The organism is Streptomyces sp. NBC_01707 (assembly GCF_041438805.1).
Lineage (GTDB): Bacteria > Actinomycetota > Actinomycetes > Streptomycetales > Streptomycetaceae > Streptomyces.
This window is the reverse complement of sequence record NZ_CP109191.1, coordinates 223,275-248,603: the sequence shown is the minus strand read 5'-3', so window position 1 is coordinate 248,603 and position 25,329 is coordinate 223,275. Positions and strand designations below refer to the sequence as shown.

8 protein-coding genes and 2 pseudogenes are annotated in these 25,329 nt (G+C 69.4%); 2 read left to right on the top strand and 8 right to left on the bottom strand.

Annotation, left to right across the window (positions count from 1 at the left end; genetic code table 11):
* Positions 1–200 precede the first annotated feature (200 nt).
* The 7 genes and pseudogenes from OG963_RS43975 to OG963_RS43945 all read right to left on the bottom strand — a co-directional run.
* Positions 201–4,673 carry an amino acid adenylation domain-containing protein gene (locus OG963_RS43975; RefSeq protein WP_331750242.1) on the bottom strand — a complete coding sequence of 1,491 codons (4,473 nt, stop codon included), beginning with the start codon at positions 4,671–4,673 and terminating at the stop codon, positions 201–203.
* Positions 4,670–7,912 carry an amino acid adenylation domain-containing protein gene (locus OG963_RS43970; RefSeq protein ID WP_331750240.1) on the bottom strand — a complete coding sequence of 1,081 codons (3,243 nt, stop codon included), beginning with the start codon at positions 7,910–7,912 and terminating at the stop codon, positions 4,670–4,672. Before OG963_RS43970 ends, OG963_RS43975 begins: the two co-directional genes overlap by 4 nt.
* Entirely contained in the window at positions 7,909–9,474 is a 1,566-nt protein-coding gene (locus OG963_RS43965) for an amino acid adenylation domain-containing protein (protein ID WP_331750237.1), read from the bottom strand. The genes OG963_RS43970 and OG963_RS43965 overlap by 4 nt, the downstream gene beginning before the upstream one ends.
* Positions 9,468–21,488 (bottom strand): amino acid adenylation domain-containing protein, encoded by a 12,021-nt coding sequence (locus tag OG963_RS43960; RefSeq protein WP_371800411.1) that lies wholly within the window; start codon positions 21,486–21,488, stop codon positions 9,468–9,470. The genes OG963_RS43965 and OG963_RS43960 overlap by 7 nt, the downstream gene beginning before the upstream one ends.
* Before the next feature lie 53 nt (positions 21,489–21,541).
* Positions 21,542–21,727 carry an MbtH family NRPS accessory protein gene (locus OG963_RS43955; protein ID WP_319740997.1) on the bottom strand — a complete coding sequence of 62 codons (186 nt, stop codon included), beginning with the start codon at positions 21,725–21,727 and terminating at the stop codon, positions 21,542–21,544.
* 61 nt (positions 21,728–21,788) lie between these two features.
* Positions 21,789–22,049, bottom strand: coding sequence for an acyl carrier protein (locus OG963_RS43950; RefSeq protein ID WP_319740998.1), 261 nt, complete (start codon positions 22,047–22,049; stop codon positions 21,789–21,791).
* Between the two features lie 513 nt (positions 22,050–22,562).
* Positions 22,563–22,857, bottom strand: a pseudogene (locus tag OG963_RS43945) (ATP-binding protein); the annotation flags it as partial.
* Positions 22,858–23,524: 667 nt separating this feature from the next.
* Here OG963_RS43945 and OG963_RS43940 point away from each other — a divergent pair.
* Both OG963_RS43940 and OG963_RS43935 read left to right on the top strand, forming a co-directional pair.
* Complete coding sequence (locus OG963_RS43940; protein WP_371800410.1) at positions 23,525–23,773, top strand: transposase domain-containing protein; 249 nt, start codon at positions 23,525–23,527, stop codon at positions 23,771–23,773.
* Positions 23,774–23,934: 161 nt separating this feature from the next.
* A complete protein-coding gene (locus tag OG963_RS43935; protein ID WP_371800409.1) occupies positions 23,935–24,150 on the top strand; it encodes a hypothetical protein in 216 nt (71 codons plus the stop codon).
* A gap of 616 nt (positions 24,151–24,766) precedes the next feature.
* Here the strand turns inward: OG963_RS43935 and OG963_RS43930 are convergent.
* Positions 24,767–25,212 (bottom strand): annotated as a pseudogene (locus OG963_RS43930) (transposase); the annotation flags it as partial.
* Between the last annotated feature and the right edge of the window lie 117 nt (positions 25,213–25,329).

The following is a 25,329-nucleotide window of genomic DNA, read 5'->3' as shown; positions in this document are numbered from 1 at the left end:
AGGGTGATCAGGCCACGTCGTAGCCCGCGGGGGGTCTCGAAGACGCCTTGCAGGATCTCTCCGTGGTGGCCAGTGGTTTGGTGGGAGCCGAGGACGCGGACCGTCGTCCTAGCGAGGGGTATGGAGGCACCGTAAGGCATGACTTCCTCGAGATCGTGGGGACCGTAACCTGGGCTGTGGTCACGCTCGGGCTACCGGTCTCACCGCGAGACACGGGCCGGATTCGGGGGCAGCGCGCGCACAGGGATGAAACGCTTCGGGATCTGGTAATCGGGCAGCCATCCAGCGAGAAATTCGACGAGGTCGCCATCGTCGGGGACACGGTCACCCGTGCGTGGGACTAGGTAGGCCCGGAGTTCGCCGTCGGCGGTCAGGACGGCGGCCTCGGCGATCGCGCGATGAGCGGTCAACCGAGCGCGGGTCTCCTGGGGGACGACCCGGAAACCGGAAACCATCGGCCAGGCGCCGACCGGTCCGAGTACGTCAAACTCGCCAGCGGCGGTGCGACGGGCACGCTGTCCAGTGGGCCGGGGCGGTCCCGACTCGCTGTGAGCGAGGTGGAGTTCACCTGGAACTCCAAGGGGAACGGGGGTGCCATGGGTGTCCAGGACCAGGGCAGTGACGCCGGGGGCCGGGGTGCCAACGGGGACGACAAGGGCGTCGCGCGCGGCTTTCGGGGGATAGTCGCGGGTGAAGGCCAAAGGCAGGGCAGATGTGCCCCATCCAGTCGCGAGGCGGCAAACGCCTGCCGCGGCGCTCAGCGCGGATGGGTCGGTGTTGGAGCCGTGCACCAGCAGGGCCTCCGTACCCTCGGCGACGGCACCGTCATGGTGTGCAAGTAGGGAGGTGGCAACGGTGTCGGGCAGTATGAGCGCGGTGAACGGTGCCACGCGAGCGCGCAGTAGCGCGGCAAGACCCGTGGCGGAGTCAACGGGCGTCTCCGGGACGACGAGGGTGCCACCCCGGGCCAGTGTCGTCCAGAGTTCGACAAGGAACAGCGAACTGGTCACCGCGGCGGCCTGAAGCACTTGCCCCGGTCCGTGACGGAGGGCATCCAGGGCTGCGAGGGCGGACCGAAGGGCGCCGAGCGTCACCTCAGCTCCGTCCGCGACGGCTAGCGTGTCGGCCTCGGACGAGGGCTCAGACCGTGGCCGGGGGCTTGAGCTGTCCGGTTCCTTCCCATCTGCTTCAAGGGCCGGTGTCACCCGGACCAGGTCACCGTGAAGGGCAGCCGTTACCAGCACCGCCGCAGCGTCTGGCTCCTCGTCAGCGTCGAGGACCGTGCACACTGCGCCTGTTCGCGCCGCTGCGAGTAGGGAGACAACAAGGTCGGCTCCCGCGGGCAGGCGTATCGCGACGGTCCGTCCGGGCCCCGCGCCCGCTTTGGTGAGCCGGTGGACGAGAGTGTCCGCACGGACACCGAGGTCGCCATAAGTGAGCGTGTGCGCGCCGATCGTCAGTGCCGGGTCGCAGGGGCGCTGGGCAAGGTGGTGCTCCACCTGTTCGAGCACACCGGGGCCGATGGCGGGGGCGGCTGAGGCGTCCGGGGCGGCCGAACTCAGGGGCAGCCGGGATACAGGCCTGTCCGGGTCGTCGAGGACTGCTCGCAACAGATCCTGGTAGGCCTGTGCCATCCGGCGCATGGTGGCGGTGTCGAACAGGTCGGTCGCGTACTCCCACAGGACGGTGATCGAGTCGTCCTCACCACTAGGGCCGAGACTCGCGCGCTGTTCTGCTCGCGGAATGACGACGACGTTCAGGTCGGCCTTGGCGGAGCCGTTGTGCTCCACGGACACGTGACCGCGAAGTCCGGCGAAGTCGAGGTCGGGTACGGCAGAGTCGTGGAAGCTGAACAGGGCGGAGAAGATCGGATTGCGGGAGAGGTCCCGAACGGGTACAAGGTCCTTGACCAGGCTCTGCAGCGGTATGTCCTGCCAGACGTAGCCCTCGACGGCGGTGGCGTGCACCCTGGTGAGGAGGGCACGGAAGGTGGGGTCGCCGTCGAGGCGAACCCGCAGCGGCACGGTGTTGACCATCATGCCGATCAGCGGCTCGGCCTCGGTGAGTCTGCGGTTGGCGACGCCGACACCGAGCACGAAGTCGTCCTGGTCGCTGTAGCGGGACATCAGCGCAGCGAACGCGGTGAGCATCAGGGAGTAAAGGGTGACGCCGGCCTCCCGAGCCCGGGAACGCAGCAGGGCGTACTCGTCGGGGGCGAACTCAAATCGCACAACATCACCGCGGAAGGTGAACTCCGGCGGGCGGGGCCGGTCGGTGGGCAGTTCCAGGGCGGCGGGAGCACCGGCGAGGGCAGCACGCCAGTGGTCGAGATAGCGGTCAAGGACCGGGCCGGTGAGCCAGCCGCGCTGCCAGGCGGCGAGGTCGGCGAACTGGAGGTCGGGCTCTGGCAGCGCGGGAGCGCCCTCGGCGAACACAGCGTAGAGGCGCGTCAGCTCATCGATGAACACGGCGAACGACCAGCCATCGTGGACGAGATGGTGTTCGAGGTGCAGCAGGCGGTGAGCGTTGGGGGCGGTGCGGGCAATAACCCAGCGTACGAGCGGCGGCTGGTCGAGGTGGAAGGGGCGGTCCTTCTCGTGGGCGACTAGGTCCCGCCAGGCGTCCTCACGCGCGCTCTCGGACAGCTCGGAGAGATCCACCAGGGGCACGTCCACGTCGATGTCAGTCATATCGACGGGGCACTGGGCTGGGGCTCCGTCGACCTCCCGAAAGGCGGTGCGGAAAATCTCGTGGCGGCGCACGAGTTCGGTGAGCGCGGCGCGCAGTGCAGCAAGGTCCAGTGCGCCCGTGAGGTGGAGCGCGGCCTGGACGCGGTAGGCGGGATTGAGGGGTGAGATCTGTTCGAGGAACCAGATGCGTTCCTGCGGGTACGACAGCGGCAGCGGGCGGGTGCGGTCGGCGGGCCGGAGTGGAGGCGGGGCGGGCGCGGTGCTCCGGGCAGGGTTGGGGGTGCTGTTCGCTTCGGCGAGGGCCGCAACGGCGCGCGGAGTCGCGTCGTGGAAGAGGTCGTCGAGGGAAATGTAGACGCCCAGGTCGTCGCGGAGCCGGGCGGCGAGGCGGCCCACCAGAAGGGAGTGACCGCCGAGCTGAAAGAAGTCGTCTGTGGCTCCGACGTCCGTACCGCCGAGCAGTTCGGACATGCGAGTGGCGACGGTTTGCTCGGCTGCGGTGGCGGGCGCCTCGCGGTCTCCGGCGAGCCCAGCGCTGGCACGGCCGGGCGGGGGCAGGGCCTCGCGGTCCACCTTGCCGCTCGGAGTAAGGGGCAGGGCGGGCAAGACTACGACGGCGCTGGGGATCATGTGTGCGGGCAGGGTTCGGGCGCACCAGGCTCGCAGTTCCAGCGGATCGGCGGACGTGTCGGGGGCGGCTACGTAGCCGACGAGGATCCCGTCGCGGGGGACGACGACGGCGTCGGCGACGGCCGAGTGGGCGCGCAGGACCTCGGCGATCTCACCGGGTTCGACGCGGAAGCCGCGAACCTTGACCTGGTGGTCGACGCGGCCGACGTAGGCGATGCGGCCGTCAGGCAGGAGGCGGGCCAGGTCGCCGGTGCGATAGCCGCGGCGGCCTCCCGCGACGGGCACGAACCGTTCGGCGGTCAGAGCCGGTCGGCCGAGGTAGCCGCGGGTGACACCCGCGCCGGAGACGATCATCTCGCCAACCTCGCCAGACGGCACGGGCTGCCCGGCAGGGCCGAGAAGGTCAACGTAAACGCCGGGCAGCTCATGGCCGATGTCGGGGGCGCCGGGGCCGGTGACGTCGCCAGTGGTGACGCAGATCGAAGTCTCCGTGGGGCCGTAGGCGTTGATCATGCGTCGGCCGCGGCCCCAGCGGGCGGCGACCTCTGCGGGCAGGGCCTCACCCGCACACACAAGGGTGCGCAGGGCGGGGAGCGGCGTGTCGGGCAGGGCAGCGACGACCGATGGGGGGAGAACTGCGACGGTGGCGCCACTACGGGCCAGCAGGTCGACCAGGCCTGGTCCGGGGACGATGCTGTCAGCATCGGCTAGGACCAGGGCGGCGCCAGCGGTGAGGGCGATGCCGTGCTCGCAGACGGAAGCGTCGAAGCTGGACGGGGCGAACTGCAGGACCCGGTCGGTGGCGGTGACGCCCCACTCGGTGCGCATGCCGGCGACGGTGGCCGCGACGGTCCCATGTTCCACGAGGACGCCCTTGGGACGGCCGGTGGAGCCCGAGGTGTAGATGACGTAGGCGAGGTCGCCGGGCGTACGGGCTGGCAGGGTGTCCGCGGGCGGGGTGCCGACCGGGGCCGGCCCGTCAGGGTCCAGCAGACGAACGCCATCGGGGAGTCGGGCAGCCGAGACGTCGTCGGCGACGACCAGGCGGACGCCGGAGTCGTGGAGCATGTACTCAAGCCGATCCTGGGGATAGGCCGGATCCAGCGGGACCCAGGCGGCACCCGCCCGCATCACAGCTAGCAGGGCCATGGCCAGAGCTGGTCCGCGACTGACGCAGACGCCGACCAAGCCGTCCGGTCCCAGGTCTGCGGCGGCGATCCGGCGGGCGAGGTCGGCCGAGCGGCGCTCCAAGGTGCCGTAGGTAATGGTGTCGCCGCGCCACAGGAGAGCCGGGGCGTCGGGCGTGCGTGCGGCGTGGGCCAGGAACGCCTCGTGCAACAGGGGCGTGCTCATCGTGTCGTACCTCGTTCACTGTCCGCAGGGACGGGGGAATCGGCGGGGTCGGCGAGCAAGCGCTGTACCTCGTCGTCGGACATGGCCTCGATCTCGGCGAGGACCAAGTCGTGGATGCGCTCCGCCGCGGCGGCGATGGTGGGGCACTCGAAGATCACGCTGAGCGGCAGGTGGGTGGCGAACGCCTGCCGCATGCGGTTGACGGCGCGCGTGGCCAGCAGGGAGTGACCGCCGAGGCCGAAGAAGTCGTCGAGTACGCCGAGCCGGGGCATGCCGAGCACCTCCGACCAGATCTCCGCGATGATGCGTTCGGTCTCATCGCGGGGGGCAAGGTGGTCGGTTTGCGGCTGGTCGGCGGGATCGGGATCGGGCAGCGCTGCCGGGCTGAGTTTGCCGCTGGCGGAGCGGGGCAGTTCCGGCAGCACGGTGATGGTGCTGGGCACCGCGTAGCCGGGCAGCCGGGCCATGAGGTTCTCGCGGACCTGGGCGGCCGTCGTGCCGGAGTCGACGGCGATGTACGCGGCGAGCCGCAGGTCACCGGCGAGGGCACGGCGGGCGATTACCGCGGCGTCCGTGACGGCGGGGTGGTCGCGCAGCGCGGCCTCGACTTCGCCAAGTTCCACGCGTACGCCCCGCACTTTGACCTGGCGGTCCATCCGTTCCAGGTAGGAGAAGGTGCCGTCGGAGTTCATCCGCCCCCTGTCTCCGGTGCGGTACACGCGTTTGCCGGGGCGGTAAGGGTGCGGGACGAAGACGCCGGCGGTCTTAGCCGGGTCGCCAAGGTAGCCTCGGGCCAGTCCGATCCCGGCAATGCACAGTTCGCCGGGAACGCCGGGCGGGAGCGGGCGGAGCCGGTGGTCCAGGACGAGCACCTCGTTGTTGTCCATGGGGCGTCCGAGCCGGACCGCGCCGGTGCCTTCGGTGTCAGTCGCTTCGCAGACGTGGAAGGTGGAGTCGATGGACACCTCGGTGGCTCCCCAGGTGTTGTCGAGACTGATGGCGTCGCCGAACGCGTCGCGGAAGCGGCGTACCAGTGCGGGGCGCAGGGCCTCGCCGCTGGAGAGGACGCTGCGCAGTCGGCGGCGCAGGGCGCCGATGTCCTCCGCGGTCAGCTCGTCAAGGAACAGTTCGAGGACGCTCGGCACGAACTGAACGTGCACTGCGCGGTGGCGCACCGCAGCGTCGACAAGAGCCCGGGGGTCGCGGTGCAGTCCGGGCGGCAGCAGGGCGACAGTGCCGCCTTCGATAAGCGGCCAGAGAATTTCCACGGCGGCGTCGTCGAACGGCAGCGTCGTCTTGTGCAGGACGGTCTCACCCGGGCGAAGCACGTGGCGACGCTGCATCCACGTCATCCGGTTGACCCAGCCGCGATGGGTGCAGGCCACGCCCTTGGGGCGGCCGGTGGATCCGGAGGTGTAGTAGACGGCGCACAGGTCATCGGGGTGGGTGGTGACGGGTAGTGGGCTGGCAGAGGCGTGCGGATCGACGGTCAGTGCGACGGCTCCCGCACTTGTAACGGTGCCAACTTGCTCGGGTGCGGTGAGGCAGACGGAGGCACCGGCGTCGGTGAGGAGAGTGGCGACGCGGGCAGCCGGCGTGGCGGTCTCGATAGGCAGATAGGCACCGCCCGCCTTGAGTATGCCCAGCAGACCGACAACCATCTCCACCGACCGGTCTAGGAGGAGGCCCACGGGTGTGTCGGGGCCGACGCCGTGATCGGCGAGGCCGTGGGCAACAGCGTTGGCGGCAGTGTCCAGCTGGGCGTACGTCGTCGTGGTGCCGTCGTCGGCGACCAGGGCAACCGCGTCGGGGGCGGCGGCGGCGCGGCGGGCGACGAGGTCGTGCAGCCCCGCGGTTGGGATGTCGACAGGCGAACGCAACGACAAGGCGCGCACCCCGTCGTGTTCGGCGTCGGACAACAGCGGGATGTCGTCGAGGCGGGTTCCGGATTCCACAGCGACATGCCGCAGGAGCCGCTCCAACCAGCCGGTAACACGGTCGACGGTGGTGGCGTCGTAGAGGTCGGTGTCCCAGTTAACGCCACACCACAGGCCGTCGGAGACGTGCTCGAAGCTGACGCAGAGGTCGTACTTGGCCCCCTCGAACGGCATCGGCAGTTCGGTCACCGTCAGGCCCGGCAGTCGGGGGGCGCGGCGGCGGCCGCTGCGGAAGTTGACGAGGATCTGGAAGAGAGGGGTGCGGGCGGGGTCGCGCTCGGGGGCGATCTCCTCCACAATCCGGTCGAAGGGGACTTCGGCGTGGTCGTAGGCGTCGAGCGCGACGTCGCGGATCTGCCGGGCGTAGTCCTCGAAGGTCAGATCCGGGTGTGGTCGTCCGCGCAGCGGGAGCATGTTGATCAGGACGCCAACGAGGCGTTCGGTTGCAGGGTCGTCACGGCGTGCGTAGGTGGTGCCAGTGGTGATGTCGTCTCGGCCGGTGTAGCGGTGCAGGACGGTCTGGACGGCGGTGGTCAGCAGCATGGCGGGGGTGGCACCGAGGGAGCGGCCGAGCGCGGTTAGCCGGTCAGCCACCGCGGGCTCCAGCACGAAGGCGGTGCGGCCGGCGCCGCGCCCGGCGCGCACCGTGGGCCGCGGCTGATCGCCGGGCAGCTCAAACGGGATGTGGTCGGCGAGGATGTCGCGCCAGTGCTCCAGTCCCCCGTCGTCGGCCTCGGCGGCGGCCCGCTCGTCCAGCCTGGCGGCGACGGTGCGGTAGGGCTCGGCCAGCGGCGGCACCGGGGAGGCGGCGCCCGAGGTGAAGGCCGCGTAGTCGGCGGCGAGTTCCTCGTAGAGGAGAGCACAGGACCAGTCGTCGGCAGCGACATGGTGGACCGTCAGGGCGAGGGTGTGTTCCTCGGGTCCGTGGCACACCAGCAAGGCGCGCAGCGGCGGTCCGGCGGCGAGGTCAAGGGGGGCGGTGGCCTCCGCTGCCAGGAGGCGGTCACGCTCGGCAGGGTCGGCCGCGTCAGTCTCGCGGAGAGTGACGGACTCGGGGGGCAGGACCAGTCCGGTGGGCGTCTCACCGTGCGGGACGACGGCGGTGCGCAACACCTCGTGCCGGTTAGCCAGCGCGGTCAGCGCGCGGCGCAGAGCCCGCCGGTCGAGGGGACCGACGAGGTGCAGGCGCAGCGGAATGAGGTAATCCGAAGGATGGCTGCTGAGCTGGTCAACAAACCAGGTACGTTCCTGGTCTCGGCTGAGCGGTACCTGGACCCCAGTGGGGCCGACGGCGGCGGTCACGGTGAGTTAGGTCCTCTCGTGGCGGGGTGAGGCGCGGTGGCGGGGTCCAGGTCAGCGAGAACGCCTCGCCCCCACTGGGGTTCGGGCAGTCGGCGCCGGTCCTCCTTGCCATTGGCGTCAAGGGGCAGGGCGTGGAGGGCCACGTACTCGGCTGGCAGCATGTGCTGGGGCAACCGGTCGGCGAGGGCTCGGTGAAGGCCGGCCGCGGTCGGCCGGACTCGAGTGTCGGGCACGACGTAGGCGACGACGCGCTTGTCGCCCGGGGGCGCGGGGCGGGCGACGACCAGGCTGGCGCGCACGCCATCGAGAGCGCCAAGGGCGGCCTCGATCTCGCCGGGTTCGATGCGGTAGCCGCGGATCTTCACCTGATGGTCGGCGCGACCGGCGAATTCCACTGTGCCGTCGGGGCGCAGCCGGCCGAGGTCGCCACTGCGGTAAGCGCGACGGCCCGTCCCGGGTTCGGGGACGTAGCGGCGGGCGGTGAGGTCGGGACGATCGTGGTAGCCGCGCGAGACGGTGTCGCCAGCGATGAGGAGTTCACCGGTCTCCCCCGTCGGCAGCGGGCGGCCCTCCTCGTCAACGACGTGGATGCGGACGCCGGGCAGCGGGGTGCCCAGGGGCAACGGGGACTCCAACCGGGTGGGATCGGTGAGGATTTGGCGAACTGCGACCACGGTGGTCTCGGTCGGTCCGTAGACATGGGTGACGGTCAAGCCCGGGTTGGCGGCGAGGGCGCGCCGCACCTGGGTGGGCGAGACGACGTCGCCGCCGGTGACGACGTTGCGCAGGTGGGCGAGCGCTCTTGGGTCCTCCTCAACGAGCTGGTGGAAAAGCCCGGCGGAGAGCCACAAACCGGTGGCCTTGCGAGCCACGACGGCGTGGGCGAGGTCAGCGGCGCACAGCACGTCCTCCGGTGGGAAGGCCAGGCAGGCGCCGTTGAGGAGCGTGCCCCAGATCTCAAGCACGGAGGCGTCGAAAGAGAAGGAGCTGCTCTGAAGCATGGTGCGACCGGGGCCGAGGTCGGCGAGGTCCTGGGCGCGGCAGAAGGCAGTGACGTTGCGCTGTTCGACCAGGACGGCCTTGGGCAGGCCTGTCGAGCCGGAGGTGTACATGGCGTAGGCGAGGTCGCCCGAGGTCGGTGGCACCGGGTCCGGCAGGGGACCGACTGGGGTGGTGTCGCCGGCGGGATGGTGTGGGTCGACGATCCGGCAGTCGGCTAGGCCGGCGGGCAGGTCTTCACCGGAGTCGGCGATGATGACACGGATGCCGCTGTCACGGCGCATGTGATCGAGCCGCTCAGCGGGATAGCCCAGGTCGAACGGCACGTACGCGGCTCCTGCCCGCAGGACGGCAAGGACATTCACCACGAACTGCGTGGAGGGCACGGCCGCCACGCCGACCATCTCCTGGTGCCGTACGCCGAGGTGGCGCAGGCGGTCCGCTAGACGGGTGGCTGCCGTGTCCAGTTCGCGATAGGTGAGCTGCGCGTCGTCGCCGTGCAATGCAGTGGCGTCCGGGGTGCGGTTCACCCAGTGCCGGAATGCTTCGTCGATCGTCACCATCGTGCGTTCTCCAGTCCGACGCCCAGTTCGTGCAGTAGCTCGCGCAGAAAGTCCTCGCCGGCGTCGGAGTTGGCCATGACGACCAGTCCGTTGCCGCGGTCGGGGTCCGACCAGGTCAGGGCCCGGAAACCGGGCACGCCTCCTGTGTGGCCGAACCAGCGGCGGTCGCCGTACGGTTTGCCGACCACGCCGAGGCCACCGGGTGTGCCAGGGTGGGGGCGAAGCATCTCGGCGGCGGCCCCGGCCTGCAGGAAGGCGGTGGGCCCGCCAGTGATGGCCTGGTGGATCTCGACGGCAACGCGAGCCACGTCGCGTGGGGTGGACCATAGGCCGCCGGCCGCTGCTTGCGGGTACAGGTGCGGGCCCTCGGGGTAGGGGTGGCCCGTCGTGTCGTGGTTGCGCGCGACAGTCCCGCAGTGGCGCCGGGGGGCATCAAGGGCAAAGTCGCTGTCGGTCATCCCCAATGGGTCCAGGACGAGGGAGCGCATCAGAAGGCCGAAGTCCTGTCCCGTGACGTCCTGGAGGACCTGCTGGACGACGCTGTAGTTGCTGCTCGAGTACAGATACGGCGAGCCGGGCGGGTTGTCGGGCCGGACTGCCTGGGTCGGGGCGGGCGGGCGGCCGTCGAGGACATCGCGGAGGGATGGCACCGGCTCGCCGAACCGGTGGCCGTGATAGTCCTGGGCGCCGAGGCCCGAGGTATGGGTGAGCAGGTGGCGCAGGGTAACCCCTTCGCCGGGCAGCCGCCATGACGTCAGCAGGGCGTTGACGTCGGCATCGAGGTCGAGGCGACCCTCCTGCGCCAGTCGGACCACGGCCAGCGCAGTGACGTGCTTGCTGACGGAACCGACCTGAAAGAGGGTGCGGTCGTCGACCGCGGTGGGGTCGTCAGCACCGAGGGTGCCGAACCCCCACGCGCCGCGCAGCTCACCGTCGGCGATCATCGCGATGCCCACGCCGGGCACCCGGTGGCGCAGCATCGGCGGCAGCGGGACGGGCGTGCCGGGAAACAGCCGGGCGACGAACGGTTCTGCGGGCCGTCGTACTGCGCCAGGCGCGGTGCCACGCTTCACCAGCGCGGTGAGTCGGCGCACGGTGTCCTCGGCAAGGCCGCGCACGGTGGCGGCGTCGAACAAGTCTCCGGCGTAGCGCCACTCCATGTGAAGTTCGCCCGCGAGGACTGCCGAGTCGATCTCCAGGAGGTGCGAGCGCGCCTGGTCGGGGTCAACCGGCGTGCCGAGGGTGTGCGGCATGGGCCGCAGCAGTGCACCGTCGGTCGGGGCGGTGTCCCGGCGGCCGTGGTAGTTGAAGGAGACCTGGGCGCCGGGCCCGGTCGGCCGGGGGTCGCTGCGGCGCAGGTGGCGGGCGAGGCCATAACCGATGCCACGGTCTCCGGGAGTGCGTACGTGCTCAGCGACCACAGCCACCCAGTCGCCGGGGTCGCCGGAGGCGGGACGGGTCAGGACGAGTGGCTGCACGCTGGTGAACCAGCCGACGGTGCGGGAAAGGTCGACGTCGTCGAACAGTGGCTCCCGGCCGTGGCGTTCGACGTCGACGATGCAAGTGCCGCCGCCGGTGGACCGGGTGAGGGTGTCCGCCAGAGCGGCGAGCATGAGGTGTTCGGCCTCAGCGCTGTAGGCCGCGGCGGCCTGCCGCAGCAGCGCATCGGTGAGCGCGGCGGGCAGGACGACCCGTTCGGTGCGGGAGCGGCCCTCGGTGTCGCGGCCCTCAGCGCGATCCACTGGCAGGGGCGCGACGGCGGGCCGGGGCAGGGTCCAGAAAGCGGCCTCGGCCCGGAACTCCTCGCTCTCCGCGTGCCCGGCGAGCCGCTCGGCCCAATAACGCACGGAGGTCGTCTTGGCGGGCAGCCGTCCGCCGGCGCACAGGGTGGCGAGGTCCTCAGCAAGGATGGTCCAGGAGACGGTGTCGACGGCGACGTGGTGTACCACGAGCAGCAGGCGACGTGTCGATTCGTCCAGCACGGCCCGCAGCAGGCGCCCGCGGGCCAGGTCGAGTCCGGCGTGCGCCACCTCGACGGCGGTGTCGGTACCGGCCGGGTCTGTGGTCACGAGCAGCGGGTCGTCGCCAGCGGGATCGTCGGTGAGGTACTGATGCCAGCCGTCCTTGTCGCGGGTCCAGCGGAGCCTCAGAGCGTCGTGGTGCTCGACGAGCGTTCGCAGGGCTGCGCGCAGGGTATCTGCGGTCACGGAGGGGTCGACGTGCAGCAAAAGCGTCTGATTGAAACGGTCGCGGGGGCCGAGGTCCGCGTAGTGGGCCTGGATCGGTCCCAGAGGGACCTCACCGGTGATCCGGCCCTGTTCGGCATGAACGGGGATCTGGCCGCGGGTGGCCTCGGCGTCCGCGGCGGCGGCGAGTGCTGCGACCGTGGGGTGGTCAAACACCATACGTGGAGTCACGGTGAGGCCGGCCTCGCGGGCACGGGCCACCGTATGGATGAGCAGGATCGAGTCGCCGCCCAGGTCGCGGAAGTTGTCGTGGACGCCGATCCGCCGAATCCGTAGAACGCGCTCCCAGATCTCCGCAATGGCCTGTTCGGTTGCGGTGCGGGGGGCGACGTGGGTGTCCGGGTCACTCGCCGTGCTGTCGGGCTGCGGGTCGGGCAGGGCGGAACGGTCGGTCTTGCCATTGGCGTTGAGCGGGAGGGCGTCCAGGAAGACGAAGGCCCGGGGGATCATCACGCCGGGCAGTTCGGCGCGGAGCGCGGTCCGGATGCGATCGGGGTCGGCGTTGTCGCCCGTCAAGTAGGCGACGAGCAACTTCATGCCGTCCACGAACCGGACGTCGGCGACCGCGTCGCGGACCCCGGGAATACGGCGCAGGGCGTCCTCGACCTCGCCGAGTTCGACGCGTACGCCGCCCAGCTTGACCTGGTGGTCGTTGCGGCCGACGAACTCCAGAACGCCGTCGGCGCGGCGGCGGCCCAGGTCCCCGGTCCGGTAGAGCCGGCTACCGGGCGGTCCGTAGGGGTCGGGCACGAACCGTTCAGCTGTCAGCGCGGGGCGCTGGTGGTAGCCCCGAGCCAGTGCGGGGCCGCCGATGAAGAGTTCGCCGGTGACGCCCATGGGCAGCGGGGCCAGGCTCTGGTCAAGAACGTGGACGGTGTTGTTGTCTATGGGCAGTCCGAGGGCGACCGCTCCGTTGTCGGCGGCGGCGTCCTCGGCGGTGCACACCCGGCAGGTGGAGTCGATGGACACCTCGGTCGCGCCCCAGGTGTTGTCCAGGCTCACACGGTCCCCGAACAGCTCTCGGAACCGCCGTACCAGGCCCGGCCGCAGGGCCTCGCCGCTGGTGAGGACTGAACGCAGGGCGGTCATCCGGGCGGCCGACGCCGGGGTCAGCACGTCCAGGAAGACTTCCAGGACGCTCGGCACGAACTGCACGTGGACAACGGCCTGTGCGGCGACAGCGTCGGCGATGGCGTGTGCGTCGCGGTGCGCACCGGGGGGCAGCAGGACGACCTGGCCGCCGTACAGAAGCGGCCAAAGAATCTCCACGGCCGCGTCGTCGAAGGTGAGCGTCGTCTTGTGGAGCACGGCGTCGCCGGGTCGCAGGCCGTGGCGGCGTTGCATCCACGCCATCCTGTTGACCCAACCGGCGTGGTGGGAGGCGACTCCCTTGGGGGCGCCGGTGGAGCCGGAGGTGTAATAGAGCGAGCACAGGTCGGCGGGGCGGGCCAGGGGGTCGGGGTCGTGCTCCGGCTCGTCGGCCCACACGGCGGGGTCGTCGACGGCAAGGACCGGAACGGCGGTGGCGTCGTCCCCGGGGAAGGAGCCCGCGAGGTGGATCTGAGTGAGCACGGCCTTGGCATCGGCGTCATCCAGGAGGTACTCCTGCCGCGAGGTGGGGTGCTCGGGGTCGACGGGGACGTAGGCGGCGCCCGCCTTGAGGATGCCGAGCAGTCCGACGACGTGAGCAAGAGAGCGTTCGGTGCACAGCGCCACCAGGGCTCCCGCGCCGATGCCGGTGCGCCGCAGCCGATGGGCGACCTGATTGGCCCGGGTGTTGAGTTCGGCGTAGGTGAGGGTCTCGGTCGCGGTGCGGACGGCGACCAGGTCCGGGGTGGCGGTGGCCTGGTCCTGGACGAGGGAGTGCAGGGTGCGGTCGTCAGGGAATGGCGTGCCGGTGTCGTTCCAGCCGTGCAGGTTCTGCCAGCGCTCGTCGGCGGACAGCATCGGCACGTCGGCCACGGTGGCGTGCGCGGTGCCGCACAAACCAGCCAGCAGGGCCTCGGTCTGGCTGAGCAGGCGTTCAGCGGTGGCCTGGTCGTAGTGTGTGCGTGCGCAGCCGACCTCCAGGGTGAGCGTGTCGCCGTGCGCGGCCTCCAGCACGAGCGGGTAGCCAGTGGGGCGGGCCTCAACCTCCGCCACAGAGCGCACACCTGGCGGGAGGGTGGCACCGCCGGTGTCGGTGAACACCACGAGGCTTTCGAACAGTTCGCGTCCGGCAGGTACGTCAGCGGCGCGGCGGATGTCGGTGAGCGCGACGTGGGCGCGTGCGGCGACCTCAGTAAGGCGGGCATGGATGTCGGCGAGCAAGTCGCCCGGCCGCAGGCCGGAATCGACGGCGACCCGCAGGGGCAGGGTGTTCATCAGCAGGCCCACCATGCGTTCGACGCCGGGTACGTCTCCGAAGCGGCCGGAGACGGTGGTGCCAAAGACGACGTCCCCCTCCCCGCTCGTGCGGGCGAGCAGCAAGGCCCAGGCGGTGTGCACCAGGGTGCCGACGGTGACGTGGCGTCTGCGGGCGGTGGCCTCGATGTCGGCGAGCAGGGTGGGGGCGAGGGTGCGTCGGGCGCTCCATAGCCCACCGGCGTGGCCAGTGGTGCGGGCACCAGGCAGCGGGGTGGGCCGGGTAAAGCCGGCCAGGGCCGTGTGCCAGTGGCCGGTACCGGTATCCCGCGTGTCCGCGGCATTGCGTTCCGTGAGCCAGTGCAGGTACTCCCGGTACGGCGGCGGTGCCGGTGTGTCGGGGAGTCGGCCGGTGTCACGTAGGACGCGGTAGGTCTCGAACGCCTCCGTGAACAAGGTGTGCAGGCTCCAGCCGTCGAACACGATGTGGTGGGTGGTCCACACGAAGCGGTGGTGGTCGTCGGCGACGCGGATCAGCAAGAAGCGAGCGGGCGGCGCGGCGGCGAGGTCAAAGACGGTCCGCCCGTGTTCCGTGGTCAGTTCGTCCAGCAGCCGTTGCCGCTCCTGTGGGGGGAGACCGGTCAGATCGGTCTGTTCGAAGCGGGGCGGCGCGGCGCGGTGGACGACTTGCACGGGATGCGGGAGGCCGACCCAGCGGAAGGTGGACCGCAGGATGGCGTACCGGTCAACGAGGCGGGCCCACGCCTCCTCGAAGTCGGCCGGATCGAAGGCGCCGTCGATGTCCACGGCGAAGGCGCGGACGTAGTCGCCGGTCTCCGCAAGCGTGTGCAGCAACAGCCCGGTCTGGAGCGGGGACATCGGCAGTACGTCCTCGGCTTCTTCGCGGCCGACGGAGACAAGGAGCGTGTCGAGGGTCTCAGGTTCTAGTCCACAGAGCGCGAAGGGCTCGGCTTCACGGGTGGGCGCCGGGGCGGAGTCAAGGTCGGCCGCGGCTGCGGCCAGGGCCTCGACTGTCGGGTGGGCGAAAATCCGGCGGGTAGTGACGGACAGCCCAGCCTCCCGGGCGCGGGCGGCGACCAGGACCGCCTTCATCGAGTTGCCGCCGAGGGCGAAGAAGTCGTCGTGGACGCCGACCTCGGCGGCTCCGAGAATCTCTGACCAGATCGTGGCCAGAGTCTGCTCGATGGGTGTCCGCGGGGCGACCTGGGGTGTGTCGGTCAAGGCGGAGTCGGGGGCAGGCAGGGCGGGGCGGTCGACCTTGCCAGCCGGGTTGAGGGGCATCCGCTCCAGGACGGTCAGCCGAGCGGGCACCATAGACCGGGGCAGTTCGGTGCGCAGGTAAGCGCGCACCTCCGCCGGGTCGGGGGAGGCGCCCACCACGTAGCCAGCGAGGAACTCCTCGCCGTTCGAGTCCCGGCACACCGTCACGGCGGCAGAAGCCACTCGGGGGTGACGGGCGAGCACCTCTTCTATCTCGCCGAGCTCGATGCGGTGGCCACGGATTTTGACCTGATGGTCGGTGCGTCCCAGGAACCGGATCCGGCCGTCGTCGCGGTAGGCGGCGAGGTCGCCGGTGCGGTACAGGCGTGCGCCGGGCGGGCCGAACGGGTCGGGCACGAAGGCACGGGCTGTCAGGGCGGGGCGGGCGCGGTAACCGCGTCCGACGCCGGCTCCGCCAAGGTAGAGCTCGCCGGGAACGCCGGCCGGCACCGGCCGCATGGACGCGTCCAGCACATGGGCGGTGACGTTGGGCAAGGGGCGGCCGATGGTGACATCGTCGCCGTCGACCTCGTCGTAGGTGGCCCAGACGGTGGCCTCGGTGGGGCCGTAGACGTTGACCAGGCGCGGTAGCCGGGCAGTGAGGTCGGTGGCAAGCGCGCCTGGCAGGGCCTCGCCGCCGACGACGCCCGTACAGACGCCGTCACCCAGGCCGAATCCGGCGGCGAGCAGCAGCCGCCAGCCGGATGGGGTGGCCTGGAGGTGGGTAACGCCATGAGCGCGGATCAAGGCACGCTGGGCGGCAGCGTCCCAGCGGGCCTCCTCGGGCACCACAACGACTCGGCCGCCAGTGGTCAGCGGGACGAACATCTCGACGGTGGAGATGTCGAAGGACAGTGCGGTCAACCCCAGCCACACCTGTGGGGAGGCTGGTGCAAGTACGTCCGTCATGGCGGCAACTAGCAGGGCGAGCGAGCGGTGGGTGATCTCGACTCCCTTGGGCCTGCCGGTGGAGCCCGAGGTGTACAGCACATACGCGAGGTCGTCCGGGTGGGGCAGCCACGCCTCGCGAGAGGCGCTAGCGTGCTCCGCAGGTACTGCGGCGCGTACATCGACCGCTGTTATTCCGGACGGGACGGTTGCGTCGCTATCGGTAAGCAGAACGCGCACGCCCGCGTCGGTGAGGACGTGGGCCACCCGCTCCTCGGGGTACTCCGGGTCGACGGGCACGTATGTCCCACGGACCCGCCACACGGCGAGGACGGCGGCGAACAGGGCCGCCGAGCGATCCATCCGCAGCGCCACGCGGTCACCCGGCCGGACGCCCGCGGCGCTCAGTTGCTGCGCCAGCGCTTCGGCACGGGAGTCGAGTTCGGCGTACGACCAGGTGTCGGTTCCGCTGGTGACGGCCGGCTGACACGGGGTGCGGGCGAGCTGGTCGGCGAACATGCTCGGAACGGTCGTAGCGGCGGGGTAGGCACGGGCGGTGTCATTCCAACGGCGGACGACGAGGTCATGGTCGCTGTCCGGAAGGATCGCGAGGTCGGTGATGCGAGAGTCCGGGGTCTCCGCGGCTGAGGCGAGAAGCTGGCCGAAGGACGCCAGCATGCGTTCGGCGTCGGCCATGTCCACGCGCGCGTCGTCGTGGATGAGCTCGGCGTTCGCCCCGCCGGCGGTGAGCCGGATGTTCAGCATCAGCGGGTAGCCGCTGCTCTGGTGCACCGGGCCCATCCGCACCCGCAGCCCGTCGAGGTCGGCGCGCTCGGTGGCGGCGAGGTTCTGCACGACCAAGATGCTGTCGAAGAGCCTACGATCGCCAGGTACGTCGGACCATCCTTGGATGTCGACCAGGGCGCAGTGCTCGACGTCGCGCAGCGCGCCGAGTTCTGCGCCGAGCCGGGCGAGCCAGGGGCCGAAGCGGTCGTCCTCACTCCAGCAGACCCGGACTGGAAGGGTGTTGGAGAGCAGGCCGACGGTGCGTTCAATGTGCGGGAGGTCGACCGAACGTCCGGAGACTGTGAGTCCGAACAGGACGTCGTTGCGTCGGCTCCACCGTCCCAGGAGGACCGCCCAGGCGCCCTGCAGTAGGGTGCCGAGCGTGCTGCTGCGGGCACGTGCCAGTCGGGAGAGTTCCTCGACCAGCTCTGGTTGCAGGCAGAGTTCGACAGTGCGGGCGCGGCCGGGGGGCCGGTCTGCGTCCGCGGGGCGTACCACGGGGACGGGGGTGGGCTCGGTCAGTCCGGCAAGTGTCTCGCGCCAGTGGCGCTCGGCGGCGCGGGGGTCCTGGTTTTCCAGCCACTCCACGTAGGTACGGTGGGAGACGGGGGCGGGCAGGTTGCGCGGCGGATGTCCGTCCCGGCGCAGGGCAGTGAGGGTGGCGAAGACCTCGTTGACGATGGGTCCGACGCTCCAGCCGTCGGCGAGGACATGGTGACTGTGCCAGACCAGGTGGTGGGTGGCAGGGCCAGTGCGGATCAAGTGAAGGCGGTGCGGCGGGCTGCGAAACAGGTCGAAGCCGCGGTGGCGCTCCTCGGCGAGTGTGCGCTCCAGCCGGGCCTCGAGGTCGGCGGCGGGGGTGTCCCGCCAGTCGAGCACGGTGAGGTCGACGGGGACGCCCCGATGCACCACCTGGAGCGGACGGGGCAGTCCCTCCCAGCGGAAGGAACAGCGCAGGGCATCGTGCCGGTCGACCACATGCTGCCAGGCAGTAGCGACGGTGTCCGGGGCGAGGTCGCCCTCTATCTCCCAGCGATACTGGATGAAGTAGGCGTCACCACCGGGGTCGTGGACGGCCTCGAAAAGCATGCCGGCCTGGAGCGGCGTGCAGGGGTAGATGTCTTGGACGCCGTTGGGATCAGTGCCGTCAAGGACGCGGTCGAGGCTTGCGCGGTCTAGGCCCGCGAGCGGATAGTCCTCCGGCACGGGGGCGGGGCACTGCGACGCGGTGTCGGGCACGACGGCGACGGCAGCCAGTTCGGCAAGCGTCTGGTGGGCGAACACTTGTCGGGCAGTGAGGGTGAAGCCAGCCTCACGGGCCCTGGACACCAGGAAGACGGCGCTGACCGAGTCGCCGCCGAGAGCGAAGAAGTTGTCGCGGGGGCCGACCTTCTCAACGCCGAGCAGGTCGCGCCAGAGCCCGGCGAGCACGCGCTGCGGCCCATCCGCGGGAGGTTCCTGCGCGTCGTCGTCCGCGATGGCCCGCGGTGCGGGCAGACGCTTGCGGTCGGCCTTTCCGTTGGAGGACAGCGGCATGCTCTCCAGAGGGACGAATGTGGCAGGCACCATGGCTGCCGGGAGGGTAGCGACGAGGTGGCGGCGCAGGTCGCCTTCGTCGGCGGCACCGACGTGGTAGCCAACCAGGCTGGCACCGGAAGGCGTCTGCTGGACCACGACAACGGCGTCGGAGACGTCGGGATGCTCGCTCAGACGGGCTTCTATCTCGCCGAGTTCGATGCGGTGGCCGCGGATCTTGACCTGATGGTCGTTGCGTCCCAGGAACCGGATGCGGCCGTCAGGCCGGCGGGCGGTCTTATCGCCAGTGCGGTAAAGGCGCGCGCCAGGCGGGCCGAACGGGTCCGGCAGGTAGGTGCCAGCCGTGAGGGCGGGCCGGGCATGATATCCGTGCCCGACGCCGGCGCCGCCGATGTACAGCTCGCCAGGGACACCGGGTGGCACGATCCGCATCGACGCGTCCAGCACATAGGCGCGGACGTGGGCGGTCGGAGTGCCGACAGTGATCTCGGCATCGGAGTCGGTGACGTCGTCGTAAGTTGCCCAGACAGTCGTCTCCGTGGGCCCATAGCAGTTCAGTACGCGTCGGGCGGTCTGTCGCAAGTCGGCGGCGAGCGAGGGGGGCAGAGTCTCCCCGCCAGTCATGGCCAGGGCGAGCCGGGGCAGCCTGGCGGCGGCCGTCAGAAGAATGCGCCAACCGGACGGGGTGGCCTGAACGTGGGTGACACCGTTGGTGCGGACGATCTCCGCCGCGGCGGTGGCGTCGCGTGCCGTGCCCTCGGGAGTCAGGACCACGCGACCGCCAGTGATCAGCGGCAGGAACATCTCAGCCACCGAGATGTCGAAAGACAGGTCGGTCAGGCCCAGCCACACATCGTCGGGCCCGGAGCCGAGGCGGTCCCCCAGACCGGATAGGAAGTTGAGCACCCCTGAGTGCTGCACGGCGACGCCCTTGGGGCGGCCAGTGGAGCCGGAGGTATACAACACGTACGCGAGGCTGACCGGGGGGATGTCGGCGCGGGCGGCCGTGAGAGCGCGGGGGTCGCCAGACTCGGCAAATCCGTCTTCGAGGTGCAGGACCGGCAGTCCCGAGCCGGGGGCGGACCGACCGCGCTCGGCGAGGACCAGGGCGGCCCCGGCGTCCTCGAGCATCGCTTCCAGCCGGTCAGCCGGATGGTCTAGGGGCAGCGGCAGATAGGCGCAGCCGGCTTTCCACAGGCCGAGCAGCGCGACGACTAGGCGTTCGCTGCGCGGGAGGTGGACGCCGACGAGGGCGCCGGGCGCAACGCCAGCAAGCGTCAGCGTGCGTGCGGCCCAGTCAGAGGCCGCGTCTAGTTCGCGATAGGTCAGGGTGACTTCGCCGAAGACGACGGCGGGCGCATCGGGGGTGGCCGCCACGGCGGCACCAAACAGGTCCAACACGGTGCCATCCGGCGGGGCATTCGCGGCAGGGTTCCACGCTTTGGCCAGCAGGTCGCGGTCGACGGCTGCCAGCAGATCCAGGGAATCGACGGCGACGTCTGGGGCGGTGACGGCACGCGTGAGCACCTCGACTAGCGAGTCGAGCATGCGCTCCACCGTGGCGGGTTCGAAGAGCGAGGTCTCGCCGACGAGGTCGAGCCGGACACCCTCTTCCAGGTTTACGGCGATCAGGGACAGGTCGACCTTCGCCGACGCCGCGCGCACGGGCGGGCGCTCAACGACGAGGCCGGGCAGCTCCCAGACGTGCTCGCGGGCCTCGATGCACTGGAACATGACCTGCGCCAGGGGGTTGCGGGAGCCGTCCCGGGGCAGACCGGCGTCGGCGACCAGTTGCTCGAAGGTGACGTCCTGGTGCTCCAGCGCGCCCATGACGGCAGAGTGGACTCGGTCTGTCAGCGTCGCGAAGTCGGGGGCGTCGGTGGTGTCCATGGGCACGGGCAGCGTGTTGGCAAACATGCCGATGAGCGGTTCTGTGGCGGCGCTGACGCGCCCCGACACGGGAGTCAGGACTGAAAAGCGCTCCTGTCCGCCGGTCCAGCGATGCAGGAACGCGGCATACGCAGCGAGGACGGCTGTGTACAAAGTGACGTGCTGGTCGCGGGCGTAGGCTCGCAGGGCGGTGCTCGCCTCGGCGGACAGCAGTCGGCGGGCGCCATGGCCCCAGAAGGTCGGCGTTGCCGGCCGGACGCGGTCCGTTGGCAGTTCCAAGACCGGGGGTACGCCGTCGAGTGCCTCGCGCCAGTAGGCCCGCTGCGTGGCGAGCAGGTCGCCAGAGAGGCGATCCGCCTGCCAGGCCGCGTAGTCCGTGTACGACGCCGGGAGCTCCGGCAGGACTGTCAGCGGGTTCTCGGCGCCCTCGGCGCAGGCGGCGTACAAGGCGCCGAACTCGCGCCCGAGCAATCCGCAGGACCACTCGTCTGCGACGCAGTGGTGCAGGTTGAGGACCAGCATGTGTGTGTCCTCGTCGCAGGCGACGAGCACAGCCCGGAATACCGGTCCCCGCTCCAGGTCAAACGGCGCGCCGATCTCGTCTTCAGCCAGGCGCATGGCTGCGTTGGCCCGTGCGGCCGGCGGGAGCCCGGTCAGGTCGACCTCACGCAGCGCTGCCGGGGCCGGGGGCAGTGCAGTCTGCGTTGGCGGCTGACCGTCGCGGAACATCAGCCGCAGCGACTCGTGGCGCTCGACGAGCGCGTCGAGAGCGCGCCGTACGGCGGCACGGTCGAGCGTGCCGATCAGGCGCAGAACACGGTGCACGCTGAACGTGGAGTTGTCCGACAGCAGGCGGTCCGCTACCCACAAGTTGTGCTGGACTGGGGCCAGCGGCGCGGCCTCCCCGGCCGACCGTCGCGGAATGTCTCCCAGGGGCCCCGGCCGTTCCTTGCTGGCCCCGGTACGCCCGCGCAACCGCTGGCTCAGCAGGGCGCGCCGGTTCGCTGTCAGCACCCGGCCCTCCCCCAGCTCCTCACCAGTCACAACGTCCTCCCAGTTCAACGGCTGCTTTGCTCTGCGTGCTCATGCCGGTCGTCTCACCGCGCCTGACGGAGGCTCAACGGGCGCATGTCCGTCCAGACCTGCTCGACGTGCGCCAGGCACTCATCCTTCGAGCCGGACATGCCCTCGTCGAACCAGCCCTCGGGCAGCTCCCGGCCAGCCGGCCAGATCGAGTACTGCTCCTCACCGTTGACCACCACGCGGAACGCCTCCGACGCCATGCCCTCACCTCTTCCAAAGTCGTCACGAAACCGGGCGGCCACCGCCCGAACTGCGGGAATGTCAGCTGTTGAGCCGGGCCGTCGTGACGGCGGCGAGGCCGTCCGCGGTGCCGGCCCGGAACAGGTCGCGCACTGTGACCCGGACGCCGAAGGTGGCGCTGATCTGGGACACGGCGCGGGCGGCGGTGAGCGAGTCGCCACCGCTCTCCAGGAACGCGCTGCCCGTGGCGGGCGTCGCTTCCGCGCCCAGCACCTCCCCGAAGATCTCGGCGATGCGCTGTGCGATGTCCCGCACTTCCTTGGAGCCAACTTCCACACTCATCCGGCGTTTCCCTTCCCGGCTGTGGTCATATCCCTGAAATGCCTTGGTGTCGCGGTACCACAAGTGACTGTGTCCAGGGGCCCGTTCGACACCGCACTTTCACTGTGAAGGCCGGAACTCGGTCCCCCTAGTCACGAACCCGCTCACCAACCTGCCCCACAGGAAAGAGAGGCAGTTACGTTCACCTAGAAACGGAGGATTACGCACTAAAGCGACATATCGCCGCGAAGGAGAATTTCGGGGTAATTCGTGACAAGTCGACCAATCGGGCTCAGTTGCGCCCTCACAGCCACCCTCAAACCATTGATATTGGCCGACCGCATTTCAGGCGGACCTCCCCCTAAACGCAGGCAGCAACACCGCTGCCGACCACATCAGCACAGCCCAACTGGCCGTGACCCAGCGGCCGAAACGCCGACGAGGAGCGTGACGAGGTCCGCTCCTACGTCCTGGAGCACCTTGGCGGCGACGGGGTGCGGCTCATGGACGAGACGGGGTTCCTGAAGAAGGGTTGCAAAGCAGATCGACGCGACCGTAGCGGGCGATGGACTTCGACGAACTCGTTGACGAGCTTGGTGTCGAGCACGCACTTGACCCGGAACCCGGCCATCGCGGCCTCGATCCCGAGGGCGATCAGCAGCTGCGATTTGCCGGTGCCGGAGTCGCCGATCAGGCGGACCGGCAGGCTCGTTTTGATCCACTCGCAGGTGGCGAGGGCGTGGATCGTCGCGGGTTCGATGTTCGGGTTGGCCTCGAAGTCGAACTTGCGAAGCGACTCGTCGCGTGAGAACCCGGCAGCCTCGATCCGGTAGACCTCGTGGTCCATTGATGCGTGAAGGGCCCTCGTCCCCTTCACGCCATGCAGACAGAGCCAAGAAAGCCAAAGGCGGCTCAGAATTGAACTTACCCGCCAGTAAAGGCATACGAGCGCCATCACCTCCCCCCGCGAACCAGACCGCCACACTCTTTTCATGCCGTATGTGTCAATTTAAGCAAATGAGTAAACCCTCTAAAGCGTCACAAAGTCTAACAATTTTCCGATGCTCGCTAAATATTGACTCCCCTGTCACGCTCTGCCAATATTCATTACATGCTCCACCATTCGAGGTGACGATCGGCAGAGACATCAATTCATCCAACCAGCCTTCCCGTGGAAGAAAGTTGTGTGAATCTACAATGCATTCTGCCCCCGCGAGACGCATTTCGTTCAATATTGCGGCACCGCGATATAGTATCGCGATTTCGTTATCCGTATGCATATTGAGTGCATTTATCACACCTAGCACCTCTCATGGAGTTACTGGAATTTATGGGCGCACGCTTCCTCGTGACACTTTCTTCGTGGTCAACGTAATACATGCGAGGGATCTCCCGCTCTGCTGTTAACACCTGGAACGCCTATTGCAGAGGGCCATTACATCGCCTGATCCCCTCGACACCGACATCTTCGGGATGGTTCGATCGCTGTTGGTGATATGCCGAGAACTGGTCACCTGAAGTCATCTGGTGAGCGATTGTCCGACCGAGTCTCGGTCGGGGTGCTGACGTCGGCACTTCCTCAGTCATTCGTGGACGAGGAGTTGGTGGAGACGGGCCGGGTGCAGCAACGGAATCGGCTACTGCCGGTCCGGCTGGTTGCCTACTTCGTGTTCAGGGCCAGCTCGAGGAGCATGGTTGACGCAGCGGTCTCAGACAATTCACATATGAAGCCGCGGGGCACGTAGACAGCTTCTCCCATGCGCAGGCGCAGGTTTAACGGACTCGTGCGCTCGCGTGCGAAGAGCGCTGGCCAGTGCCTGTCGGCATCGAAAGGGCTGACAGACAAGCGTAAAGCGCCCCGCACAGGAAGTAGAAGCGTGTTCCACTCAGTGCGGTATATAGCTTCGTGGCGGTTGCTCGACAACTGCCCGAGGCATGTGCGCCAGGCAGCAGTGACCGGCTCTCCAAGGCGATCGCCAAGACGGTCCGCCAGCCGTGCGGCCACGACACCAGCCGGGTGGCCGCCACCGCTATCAGCGGCGAGGGAGTCTGCAACGCTTCGGGCAAGCCGATCAGCGCCGCGCGGCCAAATCACGACAAGCTGGTCCCGGCCATAAGTTGACAAGGACAACTCCACGTCCGAGAGGAATGGGTCGAGCTGACCGTCAGGCAGTGGCATTCCGTCCGTTCCCCTCCCTGTCGGTAGCCCTCCCTCATGCCGGACTCGTCACCTTCGCCGGACGGGCGCATCCCGGACCTGGCGCACAGCCTCCCCAGCCGCTGTCGGAGTCGTTGTGGGTAGTCTGCGCGTTGCCGTGCTCCCCTGGCGCGTAAGGCAGGAGCGCAGTCACGATGATCGAACTCCTTCTCGCGCTAATCAGGTTGAGTCCGTGCATGCGGTGGTTCCGACCTCTGTGGTCGATGTCGATTCTGATCGCATGGACAGTTGAAGCTCCTAAGCCACTCCGCTCACCAAGTTGCAGGTCATCAACGCTCCTGGGTAATGAAGCGGGGATACCGGATGTATCCCGCAAGCGATGTCGTGGTCGTCAGGCTGCTCACTCCTGACTCGATCGGATCCGCAGACCCTCAGGTTTCCTATGCGAGCACCTCTTCCTCGCCTAGTGCTGTGACCGGGAAGGTTCACCGGGACGATATTCCACCCCGCAGTCGGAGATTCGAAGGCCACGTGTCCCGCAGGATTTGGTGCGGCTGGTCGCTGCGGGACCACATGGTGGTCAGCGGGGCTGATAGTTGAGAGTTCCGAGGGGCCATTTCGTGGACAACCAGGACGTGTCGGGGCGGCGGGCGTTGGTGTTGCGCCAGCGCAGGTAGCGGTGCAGGGCCCGGGTCTGCACGGTGTAGTTGGACTGATTGGAGTTCACCAGGGGAACTGCTGCAGCGGTGGTCCGAAGCGCGCCTCGATAGGGTTGGCCCAGGAGGCATTGGTATGGGTGAAGCACAGCTCTACCCAGTGCCTCTTCGCCCAAGTGCGGATCTTGGTGCCTTGTGCGCGGACAGGATGTCCATGATCACGTAGATGGGGAAGCCGTCGGACCGGGCGGCACAGATCGACTTCAGCGCGGCCAGGAACTGGGCAGCGCCCTTGTGGCGCCCAGCAGGAGCGTGCGACGGGGCGGATGCCGAGCGGCCCGAACTCGTCGAACGCGAAAACGCGATCGGGTAAGAGCGTCCGCCGTAGGGAAAAGTTGTTGCCCGCGGCAGTGCGGACGATCATGATGAGGATGTCGGATCTACTTGAGCGAGTGACCGCGTTCCGCCCCGCCCTCGCCCAACGTCA